The organism is Agreia pratensis, from assembly GCF_900177685.1.
In the GTDB taxonomy this organism is placed as follows: domain Bacteria; phylum Actinomycetota; class Actinomycetes; order Actinomycetales; family Microbacteriaceae; genus Agreia; species Agreia pratensis.
On sequence record NZ_FXAY01000005.1, the window covers coordinates 77,198 to 90,734 of the forward strand.

Genomic DNA, 13,537 nt, shown 5'->3' on the forward strand with positions numbered 1-13,537 from the left:
GGGCGGCATACCCGATAGTTCACGATTCGCTGTACTATCGAGAAATGACCACGGCCACAGCAACGCTCTCGCACACCGCAGCGCTCTCGCGGCTGGGTCATGCCCTCGGCGATCCGACCCGCACCGGCATCCTGCTGGCCCTGCGGGAGGCGCCGGCCTATCCGTCTGACCTGGCCGATCGCCTCGCCGTCTCACGCCAGGTCATGTCGAACCAGCTCGCGTGCCTGCGCGGATGCGGCCTGGTCGAAGCGCTGCCCGAGGGCCGACGCACCGCCTACCGACTGGCCGACGAGCACCTTGCGCCCGCACTCGACGAGCTGCTGAGGGTCGTTCTGTTCGTCGAGCCCGACTGCTGCGAGGGCCCCGGATGCGTGTGCACATGACGATCGCGCCCGCTGCGGCCCCCGAGGGACGCTGGCTTCTTCAGCGCCGCATCCGGCTGATCGTCGGCACGACGATCGCGTACAACGTGGTCGAGGCGATCGTGGCCATCACAGCCGGCTCCCTCGCGTCGTCGGCGGCGCTTATCGGCTTCGGGCTCGACTCCGTGATCGAGGTTCTGTCAGCGGGGGCCGTCGCGTGGCAGTTCACGCGACGCGACCCCGAGCGCTGGGAGAAGGGCACGCTGCGAGTGATCGCGGTGGCCTTCTTCGCGCTTGCCGCGTATGTGACAGTGTCGTCGGTCGCAGCCCTCGTCGGCGGCGATCAGGTGCGGCATTCCCCGCTCGGCATCGTCATTACCGCGGCGAGCGTTGTGATCATGCCGGTCTTGTCGCTGGCAGAGAGGCGCGCCGGTCGCGAGCTGGGATCGGCCACCGCAGTCGCCGACTCGAAGCAGACCCTGATCTGCACCTATCTATCGGCCGCCGTACTGGCCGGGCTGGTGCTCAACAGTTTCTTCGGCTGGTGGTGGGCAGACGCGATCGCGGGCCTCGTGATAGCGGGCTTCGCCGTTCGCGAGGGCATCGAGGCCTGGCGCGGCGACACCTGCGCGACCTCCGTAGGCATGCTGCTCGATGACGACGATTGAGCAGGCGCCCGGCGATCGATAGACAGGATCGACGGGCGCCCCGAGGGCACTACTGGGCCGAGACGGCGACAGCTGCGGCCAGATTGTAGGCCGACTCCTCGTTGTCTTGCCAGATCGGACCGATGATGTGGGAGTAGTCCTCGTACCGCGCATCTTCGTTGGCGAACTGCGCCCCCTCAGGACTGTCACCCTCGAACATCGGACCGCCAGACACGCCCTCGTTCATGTCACAGGGCAGGTCGATCTGCTGGAGGTTGGCAAACGCCTCGAACTGACCGCTGCAGGTCTGCAACGTCTCACCGTTGAAGCGGCCCGCCGCCGGGTACCCGAAGACGCTGCCTTCCTGGGTTGGCGACTGGTTGAAGAGAACAGGTGAACCACCGACCACGCTGACGATGTCGGCATCGTCGTCGTTGTGCGCGACCACCAGAAACCCGGTGTCGTCGGCTTGATCGGCATTGTTCTCGGTGAACCCGCCCGCGATCTCACCGGCGACGACCGGCCAGCTACCGTAGGGCGCCTCACCGTTTTCGTAGCCGGGCACGAACACGGAGTTCACGGAGAACCCGCCGTCGCCGGTCATGCAGTGGGCCGCGGTCGCAACAGTGGAACGGTTTGCCGACTGCACGACATTGGCGCTGCAGGCGTGATCGGCGCCGTTGAGCGTGTAGAAGACGCGGCCGATGTGCGACACAGGAGCGACCTGCTGGGCTACGGAAACCGGTGTGGCCGTTGCGGTCGCGCCTTCGGCCGACTCGGCAATCTCGTCGCCGGCGGCGCTCGGCAACGCGGTGTGATGTGAGCTATCGGGCGCGCTCGTCGGCTCGCCGGAGTCCGTCGCCCGCTCAGCAGCAACCATCCGCTCCGGCGTCCAGTACTCGACCGCCCGCTCGGCGTCTTCGGGGGTGACCTGCAGGGGAAGAACGTGCGGAAGCTGAAGCGAGACGGTATCGGCGTTGCCAGAATCAGAAGCCCAGGCAGACGGAGCGACGGCGACGACGCTGGCGGCAAGAGTCGCAGCGACGACGACGCCCGCTCTCAGCATGGCGGCACGGTGGGGGAAGCGGAGCACAGGAAAGCCTTTCGGGTCAGGCGTATCAACCGCGCAGCGTGACGATCGAAATCGACAGCGGCATGGCAACGGAACGAGAAACGGATCTCTCGCTAGACGATCGTCTAATGGATTTCTACAGCAATCCGGGTCATCCGACAAGGCCATCGCACCCAGCTTGGGCCGTTTCTCAGTCCATCAGATCGATCTCAGCCCATCAGATCGAGGATCGCGACTCCACCACCGAGCGCCCATTCGTTCGTCAGAGAAGCCAGCTGCGGCACATCCTGCAGCGCGACGCCCGACGAGGTGAAGACGACAACCACGCCATCGCGAACCACCTGCACTCCGGCCACATCGATCTGAGCCGCCGGGTCGTATTGACCACCGACCCTCACGGCCCATGCGCCCGCCGCCGACACCCGTGGATCCTGGATGACCCAGCCCAGCGGCTCCATACTCTCCTCCGTGAACGAGGGATCCCTCGAGACTCCGACAGAGATGCCGCCGTATTCTCCGATGTTGATGTTCGACGCGTTCGTCTCGGGGGTGTACCAAACGCAGCCGAGCGCCGGCCCCATATAGCCCGTCGAAACGCCGTTCTCGCTCCCCTCGATCTCGATCAGTCCGGCGACCTCTGCACCGAGTGCGGCCTTGACCTCGTCGCAACTGGGGAACCCCTCGTCGGCGCCCGGGGTGGAGCTTGGCGCGGAGGCAGCTCCGCCCTCCGGCGCCGGCGCCCCGGTCTGGCCAGCCCCGGAACCGGCCGTGTCTGAACCGGCCGTCGCCTTATCTCCCGAGGTGCCGCATCCGCTCATCAGGGCCACCATCAGAGTCGCCGCAACCGCGGCGAGAACGGTGGATTGAGTCTTCGAGCGTGCCGTCATGAATTCGCCTTCTCTTCTGCATGACATTGACGCAAACGATGATACTGCCCACTCTGTTTTACAGAAATGACGAACAGGCAGCCGCGCCGACGACGACATCTACACGACGATCATTATCAATTAGATAAATATATTGTCATTTGTTTATACGTGTGGTGAGATCGAGTCATGGCAGCAGAAGCAGGGCTCGAAGCCACCGCGGCACTCTTCAAGGTGTTGGGGTCTGAGTCGCGGCTTATTCTTCTGAGGCTCCTGTCGAACAAGCCGGCCACGGTCAGCGAGCTCACGGGCCTCAGCGGAATGTCGCAGCCGCTCGTATCGCAGCATCTCAAGACGCTGCGTCAGGCGGGCATCATCACCGTCTCCCGCATAGGCCGAGAAGCCGAGTATCAGCTTGCCGACCACCACATCGCACACGTCATCGACGATGCGATCGCGCACGTCATCGAAGACTCACCCGAAGAGAAGGAACAATCATGAGCACCACCGAGATCCACGCCGAGCACACCGTCACCGAGCACGCCCACGGCGCAGACTGCGGCCACGAGGCCGTCGAGCACGAAGGTCACACCGACTACGTGCACGGCACCCACCACCACGCTCTGCACGACGACCACTACGACGAGCACGAGAGCGTCGCCGAGCACACCGTCGACGAGCACGCCCACGGAGCCGACTGCGGCCACGAGGCCGTGGAGCACGGTGACCACACCGACTACAACCACGACGGTCACAAGCACGCCGCGCACGGCGAGCACTACGACGAGCACTGATCTCGATCAGCACGTCACGACGAAGGCCCGGGTCCACGACTCGGGCCTTCGTGGTTTTCGTCGTAGCGACGGCAGCGTGGGCCGGTTAGTCTGCCGATCATGCAGAAGTACGACGTGAAGAAAGAGCATTCAGCGCTCTACTCGCCGTCGGCCACAACGTTCAGCGACGTGCTGGTGCCGCCGCTGAACTACCTCGCCGTCGATGGCGAAGGCGACCCGAACACGGCCCCCGCCTACGCCGCGGCCATCGAAGCATTGTTCTCTACCTCGTACACAATCAAGTTCGCCAGCAAAGCGCGGGGGCGCGACTTTGTGGTGGGCCCGCTCGAAGCGCTCTGGACCGCCGATGACGCAGGCGTCTTCGTGTCACGCGACAAGGATTCGTGGCGGTGGACGGCGCTGATCAACCAGCCCGAGTGGATCACGGCAGACGACGTGGCCGCCGCCCTGACGACGATCGCCGCGAAGAAGCCCAACCCGGCCCTGTCGACGACGCGACTGATCACGCTCGACGAGGGGCGCAGCATCCAGATTCTGCACGTGGGGTCGTACGACGACGAGGGGCCGACACTCGCTCGACTGCACGACGAGTATCTGCCGCAGAACGGGCTGACGTTCAACGGACTGCATCACGAGGTCTATCTGAGTGACGCTCGCAGAACGGCGCCGCAGAAGCTCAAGACGGTTCTGCGTCAGCCGGTGCGCGCTGCACTATCGACCGAGTGATCGTGGATGCGGTGACCCGGGTTCCGAGCGGGAAAGCCGCCTCGTGTGTCGGTGGTCGGAGACACGTGCGGAATGGGCGGAGATCCGTTTAACCGGTGCCATATACGGCTCGGATGCACTGATCTCCGCTCGTTCTTCGTCAAAAGGGAGGAGATTTCACACATCGGCGCGCTATCTGCGTCGGATGCGCGTATCTCCTCCCGTTTGTCGTGTGCCGACGCGGAAACCGCGTCAGGCCGAGGCCGTGTCGATCCAGAAGCGCATCTCGCCCTCATCGTTGAGGCTGTCTTCGACACCGCCATTGCGGCGAACGACCGCGATCGATGCGGCGTTCTCGGGAGCGACCGTAAGAAGCGCCCGCTCGATGTCGAGGCCGGCACACTTCACGAGAGCCTCCCGAAGCATCCGGGTCGCGTGACCCTGACGCTGCCAGGGATACACGACGTGATAGCCGATGTGGCCTCCGCCCTCGTCGTCGGTGAGCTCGTGCCTGATCACGAGCGAGCCGACGTAATACTCGCCCGACGCGAACCAGAAGAGCTCGGATGCAACGCCCCAACGCTCGCGCACTCCGGTTCTCTCAGCGACGAACGCGTCGAAGTCGAGGCTGGCGGCCGTGAGCCACGACGTATCCGACCCTCGATGACGCATGTCTGCCTGCTCACCGACGAGGTACGACGTCTTCAGGGCGGTCGATGGCACAGTCAGCCGGGGCGGCTCAAGCAACTCGATCATGGGATGCAGCCTATGCGCCTCTGTCGATCAACCAGGCCGCACTGTTATGGTGCCCGCATGGATCGGCTCCCCGAACGCAAGTCTCTGCGAGATGACATCGCAGAGTCCGACAGAGGGGCACTGATCGGCTCGCTCGTCTCCGGCGTCTTCGGGGTGGCCTGGGGCTTCTGGGCCTCGTCGGGCCTGCCTCACTTCGCAGCTCTGTGCACCCAACTCGCCGCCACCCTGATCGGGCTCATCATCGTGATCGCGGCGGTGAAACGGTACGCGCAGACCGCGAAGGGCGCTCCCGCCCCCGGGCGCACGCTGTTCTCTTCGCGCGCCTACGTGATCATCGTCGTGGCCGAGGTGGTCGCCATCATCGGGGGAAACCTCGTTCTTACCGCCACTGCGCAGAGTCAGTTCAGAATCGCCCTCATCTCGGCGATCGTCGGCCTGCACTTTCTCTTCTTCGGGCGGCTCTTCTGGTCGGGCTTCTACTGGCTCGGGGGCGCCATGCTCGCAGCGGCAGCGGTCGGCGCCATCGTGGGAGCCATCGCCGACGACGCGAACCTCATCCTCGTGATCGTCGGGCTCGGTTCAGCCGCGAGCCTGTTCGTCGCGTCCATCCCGCCGCTCCGGCGCAGGACGGCTACGCGCTCCGCGTCTACGCCCCCGGCGTCATGAACCCGCACTCGTAGGCGAAGACCGCCGCCTGCACTCGAGTACGAGTACCGGTCTTGGCGAGCACGCTCGAGATATGCGACTTGACCGTCGGCACGCTCACCCAGAGCTCGGCGGCGATCTCGACATTGCTGAGACCGCGGGCCACGGCCTCGAGCACAACGCGCTCACGCTCGCTCAACTCATTGAGCAGCGCGAGCTGTTCAGGGCGAGGCACGTGAGGCTGCCCGACTCCGGTCGGCGCGACCGTCTGCTCGATGAGCGCACGGGTCATGGCGGGGTCGATCAGGGAGTCGCCGCGCGAGGCAGACCTCACGGCCGCAGCGAGCAGATCCGGGCCGGAGTCCTTGAGCAGAAATCCCGAGGCACCCGCAGCGATGCCATCGAAGAGATACTCGTCGTCGTCGAAGGTCGTGATCAGCACGACCGCACAGGGGAGATCGGCCAGGATGCGCCGGGTCGCCGAGATGCCGTCGAGTCGCGGCATCCGGATGTCGGTGACGACCACGTCTGGGCTGAGCGCGCGCGCATCGCGCACCGCGTCTTCGCCGTCGGCGCTCTGGCCCACCACGTCGATGTCGTTCTCGGCGTCGAGCATGGCGGCGATGCCGGCACGGGCGATGGGCTGGTCGTCGGCGACGAGCACACGGATGGTCATAGAGCTGCCTTTCGTTGCTGTGTTCCCGCGGCGGTGCGCGGCAGCTGGGCGGTCACGGTCCACCCCTCACCATCGGTGCCACTCGTGAGCTGGCCGCCGAGAGACGCGAGCCGATCCGCCAGAAACTCGAGCCCAGAGCCGCCCTTCGGCATGTCGGCGAATCGTTCGCGCGCCGGGCCGGGGTCGCTGACCCTGACCGTCCAGACGAGCGGTTCTTCCGCGACCTCGACCTGCACGCTGTGAGCGGCCGAGTGCAGCATCGTGTTGGTGAGACTCTCCTGCACAGCCGCGGCGATCGCCGAGCGATACTCGGCCGGAACCTCGTCGCTTACGCGCACCGCGGCATCCACGTCGTAGCCGATCGATCGCACGCGGGCGAAGAGCGCCTCGAGTTCGTCGATGAGGGTAAGCGGCGCCGCCGCGTTGGTCTTCGGCGGCGACTTCAGCACGCGCACGACGGTTCGGATGCGCGCGAGCACGTCTTGCCCGCTCGTCGCGATGTCGCGCATCGCCTGCTCGAGCGGCTCCGGCTGCCCATTGGCGACCCGCAAAGCGGCCTGCGCGCGGATCACGAGGGCTGCGACGTGGTGGGCCACCTCATCGTGCATACCTCGTGCGATGCGGGTGCGCTCCTGCTCGGCGATGCGCGACACCTCCGCCGCCCGCAGCTGCGTGAGCTCGCGATTCTTCGCAGCCAGTTCCTCGGCCACGCGGCGCTGTCTGCGCAGCATCAGCGCGAAGACGATCACCAGGGCACAGGCAACCAGCTCGGCCACCAGAACTGAGCGGTCTTCTCCACTGTCGAGCAGAAGGGCCTCGCTGAGCGGGCGCGACTCGACGAGAAGACCCACGATGTCTCGCCACGGCAGAATCACGAGCAGAGCGAGCGTGCCGAAGGTCGCAGCGGGTGCGACGACAGGCCCGCCATCCGAGATCATGATGAAGACCACGATCGCGAGGGGAACCAGCGCTTGCGGCGCCCCCAGATACAGCCCGTAGAGCTGCGGCGGGAGGGGGGCCAGCGTCGTGTAGGCGGTGTAGCACGTCACCAGCACCAGCGTCTCCACCGGCCATCGGCGCGCGGTCGCGGCGCCCAAGACGGCGAAGAGGCCGAGGTAGACGTATCCGGGCAACCCCTGCGGGTACCAGTCGAAGCGCAGCGCGACGGCGAGGCCGATGAGGTACGCGACCCCGGCGGCACCGATGATGACGAGACGCCGCCTGCGGGGCGCGGCGAGAAACATCCGGATGCGTGTGATCACGCCCTGCTCGGCCATTGCGTCGTCTTTCTGCGCGGTGATCAGAAGCGGCCTGATCGTGGACATGTCACTCACGCTAGCGCCGCATCGCTGTCGGTGGCTTTCTCGCGCTCGGGGGTGAACCCGACGAGAGCGCGGAGCTCGACGGCCGCCGCGACCGCGTCGCCCGAGGTCGGCCGCGGAAAGGCGAGGGGATCGCGACAGCGCGCGAGAAGCGCCTCTACGAAGGCGGCCCGCCACACGATGTCGGATGCGCGCAGCGCGCCGGGCAGGATGCGCACCTCGAGCGTGTCTCGCGCGGGTGCGTCGGTCAGCAGCGCCGTGAGGTTGACGTCGAAGTACTTCGACAGTCCGGTGGATCGTGCGGCCGACTGCAGCGCGCTCCAGCGTTCGGCGTCGGAAGACCCGGCGCTCGCGTCGGCGTTCGCGCTCTCGCTCTCGACAAGCTCGAGTAGCGACGGGGGCAGCGCCTGGAGCCGCGTGCAAGCGGGATTGGTGCCGAGCGCAACACGAAGCGCCTCGCGCCAGTGCCCGAAGAGACGCACGAGGTTCGAGAAGGCCGCCACCGAGCGAAACGGAGCCCCATCGAAGTGCAGGTGAACGGCGGCTTCGACGGGCACCGTGAATCCGAGCTCGCGGGCCGGCATCAGCAGGCTCTCGAGCGCTGCTTCGTGATCGCTGCTCAGCGGAGGAGTGACGATTTCACACGGGCGCTCCCGCCCGGCAGCGAGCGACGTTGCCATGGCGATGCTGGCGCCGGCGCGGTCTCGTAGGCGGCGCACCGTTCCGATCGTCTCCACTCGACTTCCGAACAGAGCGGCGACGTCGTCGAGCACCCGAGGAAACGGAGTGTCGGGCGGCGTGTGGCCTGCGATGAGCCGCAGCAGCCGGGCGTCGTCAGACAATATCCGGTAGCTGTGTTCGTCGGATGCCGGTGACGCGTCGGCGACCCGGCCACCGGCATCCGGCGTCGCCCGTGTTCTGTCTCGGGCGATATCCGCCGTGATCGTCACGTCGTCGACGAAGGTCGCGACCGGCGCTCCCGACGAGTCGATCACTGCGAACCCCGGGGTCAGGTGCCAGAAGTGACCCATGCCCGGCACGAGCGACGGCTCCGAGTCGGTGTGGAAGAAGCGCTCGACGCGCCCTCCCCGCTCGCGGCAGATGCGCTCGGCGAGGGTGCGCCTGCCCGCTCCGTCTGGCGCGAGGAGTTCGATCTCGAAGCCGATGCGCTCGTGCAGGACAGTCATCACAGGGGCAATTCGTGGCCCGCAAGCAGTTCTGCTCCGGCACGGAGGATGGCGCTGTACGTATCTGTCTGCCAGAGTCCGGCGAGCTTGACCGCATCATCGTCGGTGTATCCGCTGAAGCCGAACGCTCGAACCTTGTCGTCATCGGAGAACGCTGCCGGCATGGCGGGCAATGGTTGGTGTGCGAGAAGCAGCGCGCCCATATCTGCTTTCGCGCTGTAGAGGTCTGCTGAACCCCAGACTGCGGCTACGCGCACGATTCCGGACATGTCGACGGTCGTCAACTGCAGTGCGAGTCGCTTCTGGTCGGGGGTGTAGGCGAAGCTCATCGCCTCTCCCGCGGCGAAGGGCAGGGGAATACCGGCCTGGATCTTCGAGCCGGCCTTGCCCTCCGCCCACTCGGTATCGGTTCCCCAGATTGCTGCCAGGTTGAGTGCGTCTTCGGCATAGGGCGACGCAGCGAAGGCAGCCCGATCGGCGTCGGTGTACTCCGGCGCTGCCGCTTTCGGATCAGGTGACGAGGTGTCGCCGGATGCCGAGACCTCGGCGTACGAGCTGCTGGGCGACGCGAGGGCTCCCATCGCGCCGAGGCCCGCGATGGATCCGGCGATCAGGCAGGCCGCCGCGGCTGTCGTGCCGACTCGAAGGAACGTCGAGCTCGCGGTGCGCTTCGTGTCGTCGGAGGTGTCTCGAGACTCGTCCATGTCGTTCTCCTTGCTTCGGGTCGGCGGGCTCAGATACTTCGTCTCGTGCCGACAAAGCTCGACGCTATGAGTCCATCGTGACGGGCGACAAGCGCTGCGGGCCCCGTTCGTTCGCGCGTCGCCGAGACGTATCCCCAGGAACGACGCGGATTGCCGGAAAGTCCATCCGAAGGGATGACTCCGGCGCCGCCGCCGCCGCGCATTCGGACGCGAGTTGCCAGTTCGCGCTGCCTGGAGTGCGCGAGTTGCCAGTTCGCGTCAACCGAAGTGGCAACACGCGAAGCTACCGGCGCGATAGGCGCGAGCTGCGTCAGCTGAAGGACCCGAGCTGCTGGTCGATCGGCACAGATCTCTCGGATGCCACGTCGCCGGTATGCGCGGTGGTCACCGTCTCGATGAGCATGATCTCGACCTCGTTCTCGGCCACGGGGTTGTGCCGAACCCCACGGGGCACCACATAGAACTGGCCGGGGTCGAGCACGACCTCGTCGCCGCCCTCCAATTGGATACGAAGACGACCCGAGAGCACCAGGAACATCTCGTCCTCCTGGTCGTGCGCGTGCCACATCAGCTCGCCGAGCAGCTTCGCGACCTTGATGTACTGGTCGTTCACCCGGCCCACGACCCGAGGAGTCCAGTGCTTGTCGACCTGCTGAAGTTCGACGGCGACATCTATCCCGAAAACGTTCGTCATGCATCCAGTCTCGACGATCGGGGGGCGATCTCAATACGGCCCACCGGATTCCCTGAACTGTCGACGGGCTGCGGGCGACGCCAGCGCAGCGGATCAGACGGAGATTCGTGGGCACCGGGGTGCAGAGGCCGACGGAGGGTCGATATCTCCGCCCGACGCCTCGAACGGGAGGAGATTTCGCACATCAACGCCCCATGTGCGTCGGATGCGCGTGGTTCCTCCCGTTTGCGTGTGTCCCCTACGAGAGGCCCTTACGCGTCGCCACTCCGCCGGTCGCGGTCGCCGATCTTCAGCAGCCGCTCGTTGTAGGCGCGCAGCTCGGCATCGCCATCGCGGTCTGCCGTGCGGTCGGTGCGCTTCGCCGTGCGCTCGTCTGACGCGACCCACTGCCGCACCACCATCAGGGCGACCAGCACCACTGGAAGCTCGCCCGCGCCCCACGCGATCGCGCCGCCCACCTGCTGATCGGCGAGCAGCGCCGCCGTGTCGGTGTATCCGAGCGCGTGCCACCAGTCGATCGCGAGTACGTTCGTGGCCGACATGATGGCGAGGCCGAAGAAGGCGTGGAACGCCAGCGTCGCGAGCAGCAGGATGAGCCGCAGCGGGTAGCTCGGCCGGCCGGGGCCGGGGTCGACTCCGATGAGCACCCAGAAAAACAGGTAGCCGCTGGCGAGAAAGTGCAGACACATGAGGATGTGCCCCTGGTGGGTCTGCAGCGAGTACTGGAACCAGTCGGTGTAGTAGAACGCCACGAGACTGCCGGCGAAGATCACTCCCGCGACGGCCGGGTACGACAGAACTTTCAGATAGCGGGAGTGCACCATAATGAGGATCCACTCTCGCGGCCCGCGGCTGCCGTCATGCCGCTTCGGCAGAACCCGCAGGGCGAGCAAGATCGGTCCACCGAGAACGAGCAGCGGCGGCACGAACATCATCAATCCCATGTGCTGGATCATGTGCGTGCTGAAGTGAACGGCGCCGTAGACCCCGGGGCCGCCACTGGTCGTATAAATCAGCCCGACGCATCCGGCGACCCAGCTGACCGTGCGCATCACGGGCCAGGCGTCGCCCCGCCGACGCAGCCGAACGACGGCGGCGATGTACAGCGCGGCCAGAACGACGCCGGCCGAGAGAAACAGCCAGTCGACATGAACCGACGTGAGCATGCGCCATGTGTCGACGGGCTCGGGAAACGGAAAGCCGAGCAGCCCGCGGCGCGTGTCCCCGGATTCGACAGGCGCCTGTGACACGGGCGGCGCGCTTCGCGACAGGGCAACCGAGACGCCCATGGCCACGGCCATCAGCACGATCTCGGCGACCGCGAGCCGAGCGAAGAGCGCGGGCCGATCGGGATGCCGCACCAACTGCGGAATGACCCGTCGCCGATGCCAGATTCCGGCCAGCCCGAGAAGAACGAGAATGACGATCTTGATGAGAATCAGCAGACCGTAGCCGCCGAGCAGATCGGCGGGCGACGACAGACGCAGCATGGCGTTGATCGTGCCCGATGCCGCGACCGCGACGAACGCCCACCCGGCCAGAACCGAGTATCGGGCCACCACCACCGGCAGGCTCGACCCCAGGCGACGCCGCAGCAGAATGAGGGCCGTGAGACCGCCCGCCCACACGGTGACCCCGATGAGGTGGATCGCCAGGCTGTTGACCGCGTTGGCGTGCTCGTCTGACCCGGCCGCGTGGCCTGAGAGCGACAGGGGCAGCAACGACAGGATGCTCATGACCGTCGCGAAGGCCACCCACGACACGTTCTTGGTGAGCAACAGGGTGACGAACGCGATGAGGATGCAGGCGATCGACACGAGCAGCGACTGGCCCAGCTCGAGTTCGGTCGCAAAGAAGACGAACTGGGTCGTGAACACCGACGACGACACCGGACCCATGGCATTCGAGGCGGTGAGGAAGAGACCGACGATGGCGGCGGCGGCCCACACCGCGGCCGAGCGGGCGGCCCAGCGAGCGGCGGTCCACTGCGTATAGCTCACGACGCCGGGCACCTTCTTCTGCCCGGGCAGCGCCACCGAGGCCAGCACGAGAAGACCGATTGTCACAGCGGCCGAGGCGTCGTGCACCACTCGGGCAATGGGAAGGCCTCGGGTCGTGAGCACCCCCGGGTCCATGAGGATGTTGGTGAACGCGCCGGTGTAGACCATGCCCGCGAGCGCGAGGGCCACGCTGCCCGGCACGCAGAGCAGCAGAACGATCTCGATCCAGCCGATGTGGGCGAGCGACACGGTGCGCGTCGTCACCTCGTTCTGTGTGGTGTCGACGTCTGTCTGTTGGGTCACGACGGATGCTCCTGGTTGCGCGGCCGGGCGAAAGGCTGAGAGCCGCGCGTTCCCGCGTGCCCGGCTGCAGATGATCTGCGGAATCGAGGTATCGCTCCCGCCGAGCCCCGACGAACGGGCGTCGCAGAAGGCGGCGCTAGACCAGGGAGGAGACGGCGGAGAGCGCGCCGACCGGCGGCCCACGGTGGCGCAGCGCCGAAAGCACGACCCCGAGGTCGTCGCGAAGAGCGCGAACGGATGCCGGCACGGCCGCGAGCGCGGCCTGGGTCGTGCGCACGGGCACAACGACGAAGGCGCCGATCAGCACCACGAAAAGACGCCGGGATGCCGTGGCCAGCACCCGCCAGACGGCACGTTCGCCGCGCCAGAGGAAGGCGATGGTGAGCACGGCGGCAACGGCGTGAGAGGCCCACATCGATGCGTCGCTGTGCCCCATCGGAACGACGGATGCGGCGCCCGTCGTCACCGAGACGACGCCGTGGTGGCCGGCCTGGTGAAACTGCGAGCTCGACGAGGCCCCCACCGAGAAGAGCATGTGGAACGCGAACTGACTCACGACGACGGATGCGGCCATACGCACGAGTTTGACCCGCCGTCCGGCCATAGCGATGCTCACCAGAGTCGCGAACGTCAGGGCGAGCCCGAAGCCGACTGCGCCCGGAGCAGAACCGCCGGCGACCGCGTGCGAGAACATCGCCACGAAGACGGAGAGGGCGGCGACGAGGAACCCGCGCGCGACCCGCGCCCACCTCGAATTCATCACGCGTCTCCGACCATCAGTACGTCCAGACTATCCCGCGCCAT

At 66.6% G+C, this 13,537-nt stretch carries 16 protein-coding genes; 6 read left to right on the forward strand and 10 right to left on the reverse strand.

Annotated features, from left to right (window positions below; all coding sequences use genetic code 11):
• Positions 1-44: 44 nt before the first annotated feature.
• Both B9Y86_RS14060 and B9Y86_RS14065 read left to right on the forward strand, forming a co-directional pair.
• Positions 45-383 (forward strand): ArsR/SmtB family transcription factor, encoded by a 339-nt coding sequence (locus B9Y86_RS14060; protein ID WP_085487121.1) that lies wholly within the window; start codon positions 45-47, stop codon positions 381-383.
• Positions 380-1,030, forward strand: coding sequence for a cation diffusion facilitator family transporter (locus B9Y86_RS14065; protein WP_085487579.1), 651 nt, complete (start codon positions 380-382; stop codon positions 1,028-1,030). The genes B9Y86_RS14060 and B9Y86_RS14065 overlap by 4 nt, the downstream gene beginning before the upstream one ends.
• A gap of 49 nt (positions 1,031-1,079) precedes the next feature.
• Here B9Y86_RS14065 and B9Y86_RS14070 read toward each other — a convergent pair whose 3' ends face one another.
• Together B9Y86_RS14070 and B9Y86_RS14075 are read right to left on the reverse strand one after the other, a co-directional pair.
• A complete protein-coding gene (locus tag B9Y86_RS14070) occupies positions 1,080-2,102 on the reverse strand; it encodes a trypsin-like serine peptidase (RefSeq protein WP_085487123.1) in 1,023 nt (340 codons plus the stop codon).
• Between the two features lie 188 nt (positions 2,103-2,290).
• A complete protein-coding gene (locus B9Y86_RS14075; RefSeq protein WP_085487125.1) occupies positions 2,291-2,968 on the reverse strand; it encodes a hypothetical protein in 678 nt (225 codons plus the stop codon).
• A 168-nt stretch (positions 2,969-3,136) separates the two neighbouring features.
• On the opposite strand from B9Y86_RS14075, the gene B9Y86_RS14080 reads away from it, so the two are divergent.
• The 3 genes from B9Y86_RS14080 (at position 3,137) to B9Y86_RS14090 (ending at position 4,467) form a co-directional block, all read left to right on the forward strand.
• Positions 3,137-3,448: an ArsR/SmtB family transcription factor gene (locus B9Y86_RS14080; protein ID WP_085487127.1), complete on the forward strand. Its 312-nt coding sequence runs from the start codon at positions 3,137-3,139 to the stop codon at positions 3,446-3,448.
• The gene (locus tag B9Y86_RS14085) at positions 3,445-3,741 is read left to right on the forward strand and encodes a hypothetical protein (RefSeq protein ID WP_085487129.1); all 297 of its coding nucleotides are present in this window, start codon (positions 3,445-3,447) and stop codon (positions 3,739-3,741) included. The genes B9Y86_RS14080 and B9Y86_RS14085 overlap by 4 nt, the downstream gene beginning before the upstream one ends.
• Positions 3,742-3,840: 99 nt before the next feature.
• Positions 3,841-4,467, forward strand: a complete 627-nt coding sequence (locus B9Y86_RS14090) for a GyrI-like domain-containing protein (RefSeq protein ID WP_085487131.1) — start codon at positions 3,841-3,843, stop codon at positions 4,465-4,467.
• A gap of 231 nt (positions 4,468-4,698) precedes the next feature.
• On the opposite strand, the gene B9Y86_RS14095 is transcribed toward B9Y86_RS14090, so the two are convergent.
• The gene (locus tag B9Y86_RS14095) at positions 4,699-5,202 is read right to left on the reverse strand and encodes a GNAT family N-acetyltransferase (protein WP_085487133.1); all 504 of its coding nucleotides are present in this window, start codon (positions 5,200-5,202) and stop codon (positions 4,699-4,701) included.
• Positions 5,203-5,259: 57 nt separating this feature from the next.
• Between B9Y86_RS14095 and B9Y86_RS14100 the strand changes: the two genes are divergently transcribed.
• Entirely contained in the window at positions 5,260-5,868 is a 609-nt protein-coding gene (locus B9Y86_RS14100) for a hypothetical protein (protein ID WP_085487135.1), read from the forward strand.
• Here B9Y86_RS14100 and B9Y86_RS14105 read toward each other — a convergent pair.
• The 7 genes from B9Y86_RS14105 to B9Y86_RS14135 all read right to left on the reverse strand — a co-directional run bounded on the left by B9Y86_RS14105 (position 5,849) and on the right by B9Y86_RS14135 (position 13,493).
• On the reverse strand, positions 5,849-6,523 hold the full coding sequence (locus B9Y86_RS14105) for a response regulator transcription factor (protein WP_085487137.1): 675 nt from the start codon (positions 6,521-6,523) through the stop codon (positions 5,849-5,851). The genes B9Y86_RS14100 and B9Y86_RS14105 overlap by 20 nt on opposite strands.
• Positions 6,520-7,848: a sensor histidine kinase gene (locus B9Y86_RS14110; protein ID WP_085487139.1), complete on the reverse strand. Its 1,329-nt coding sequence runs from the start codon at positions 7,846-7,848 to the stop codon at positions 6,520-6,522. The genes B9Y86_RS14105 and B9Y86_RS14110 overlap by 4 nt, the downstream gene beginning before the upstream one ends.
• A 5-nt stretch (positions 7,849-7,853) precedes the next feature.
• Complete coding sequence (locus B9Y86_RS14115) at positions 7,854-9,032, reverse strand: amidoligase family protein (protein ID WP_085487141.1); 1,179 nt, start codon at positions 9,030-9,032, stop codon at positions 7,854-7,856.
• A complete protein-coding gene (locus B9Y86_RS17595; protein WP_085487143.1) occupies positions 9,032-9,736 on the reverse strand; it encodes a hypothetical protein in 705 nt (234 codons plus the stop codon). The genes B9Y86_RS14115 and B9Y86_RS17595 overlap by 1 nt, the downstream gene beginning before the upstream one ends.
• 310 nt (positions 9,737-10,046) lie before the next feature.
• On the reverse strand, positions 10,047-10,430 hold the full coding sequence (locus tag B9Y86_RS14125; protein WP_085487145.1) for a cupin domain-containing protein: 384 nt from the start codon (positions 10,428-10,430) through the stop codon (positions 10,047-10,049).
• 251 nt (positions 10,431-10,681) lie between these two features.
• Positions 10,682-12,733: a bifunctional copper resistance protein CopD/cytochrome c oxidase assembly protein gene (locus B9Y86_RS14130; protein ID WP_244894772.1), complete on the reverse strand. Its 2,052-nt coding sequence runs from the start codon at positions 12,731-12,733 to the stop codon at positions 10,682-10,684.
• 136 nt (positions 12,734-12,869) lie between these two features.
• Complete coding sequence (locus B9Y86_RS14135) at positions 12,870-13,493, reverse strand: hypothetical protein (RefSeq protein ID WP_085487147.1); 624 nt, start codon at positions 13,491-13,493, stop codon at positions 12,870-12,872.
• Positions 13,494-13,537 lie beyond the last annotated feature (44 nt).

What these genes read in the sequence shown, in the direction of transcription:
- B9Y86_RS14060 (WP_085487121.1), top strand. Translation starts at nt 45, where the DNA reads ATGACCACGGCCACAGCAACGCTCTCGCACACCGCAGCGCTCTCGCGG.
- B9Y86_RS14065 (WP_085487579.1), top strand. Translation starts at nt 380, where the DNA reads ATGACGATCGCGCCCGCTGCGGCCCCCGAGGGACGCTGGCTTCTTCAG.
- B9Y86_RS14075 (WP_085487125.1), bottom strand. Translation starts at nt 2,968, where the DNA reads ATGACGGCACGCTCGAAGACTCAATCCACCGTTCTCGCCGCGGTTGCG.
- B9Y86_RS14080 (WP_085487127.1), top strand. Translation starts at nt 3,137, where the DNA reads ATGGCAGCAGAAGCAGGGCTCGAAGCCACCGCGGCACTCTTCAAGGTG.
- B9Y86_RS14085 (WP_085487129.1), top strand. Translation starts at nt 3,445, where the DNA reads ATGAGCACCACCGAGATCCACGCCGAGCACACCGTCACCGAGCACGCC.
- B9Y86_RS14090 (WP_085487131.1), top strand. Translation starts at nt 3,841, where the DNA reads ATGCAGAAGTACGACGTGAAGAAAGAGCATTCAGCGCTCTACTCGCCG.
- B9Y86_RS14095 (WP_085487133.1), bottom strand. Translation starts at nt 5,202, where the DNA reads ATGATCGAGTTGCTTGAGCCGCCCCGGCTGACTGTGCCATCGACCGCC.
- B9Y86_RS14100 (WP_085487135.1), top strand. Translation starts at nt 5,260, where the DNA reads ATGGATCGGCTCCCCGAACGCAAGTCTCTGCGAGATGACATCGCAGAG.
- B9Y86_RS14105 (WP_085487137.1), bottom strand. Translation starts at nt 6,523, where the DNA reads ATGACCATCCGTGTGCTCGTCGCCGACGACCAGCCCATCGCCCGTGCC.
- B9Y86_RS14110 (WP_085487139.1), bottom strand. Translation starts at nt 7,848, where the DNA reads ATGTCCACGATCAGGCCGCTTCTGATCACCGCGCAGAAAGACGACGCA.
- B9Y86_RS14115 (WP_085487141.1), bottom strand. Translation starts at nt 9,032, where the DNA reads ATGACTGTCCTGCACGAGCGCATCGGCTTCGAGATCGAACTCCTCGCG.
- B9Y86_RS17595 (WP_085487143.1), bottom strand. Translation starts at nt 9,736, where the DNA reads ATGGACGAGTCTCGAGACACCTCCGACGACACGAAGCGCACCGCGAGC.
- B9Y86_RS14125 (WP_085487145.1), bottom strand. Translation starts at nt 10,430, where the DNA reads ATGACGAACGTTTTCGGGATAGATGTCGCCGTCGAACTTCAGCAGGTC.
- B9Y86_RS14135 (WP_085487147.1), bottom strand. Translation starts at nt 13,493, where the DNA reads ATGAATTCGAGGTGGGCGCGGGTCGCGCGCGGGTTCCTCGTCGCCGCC.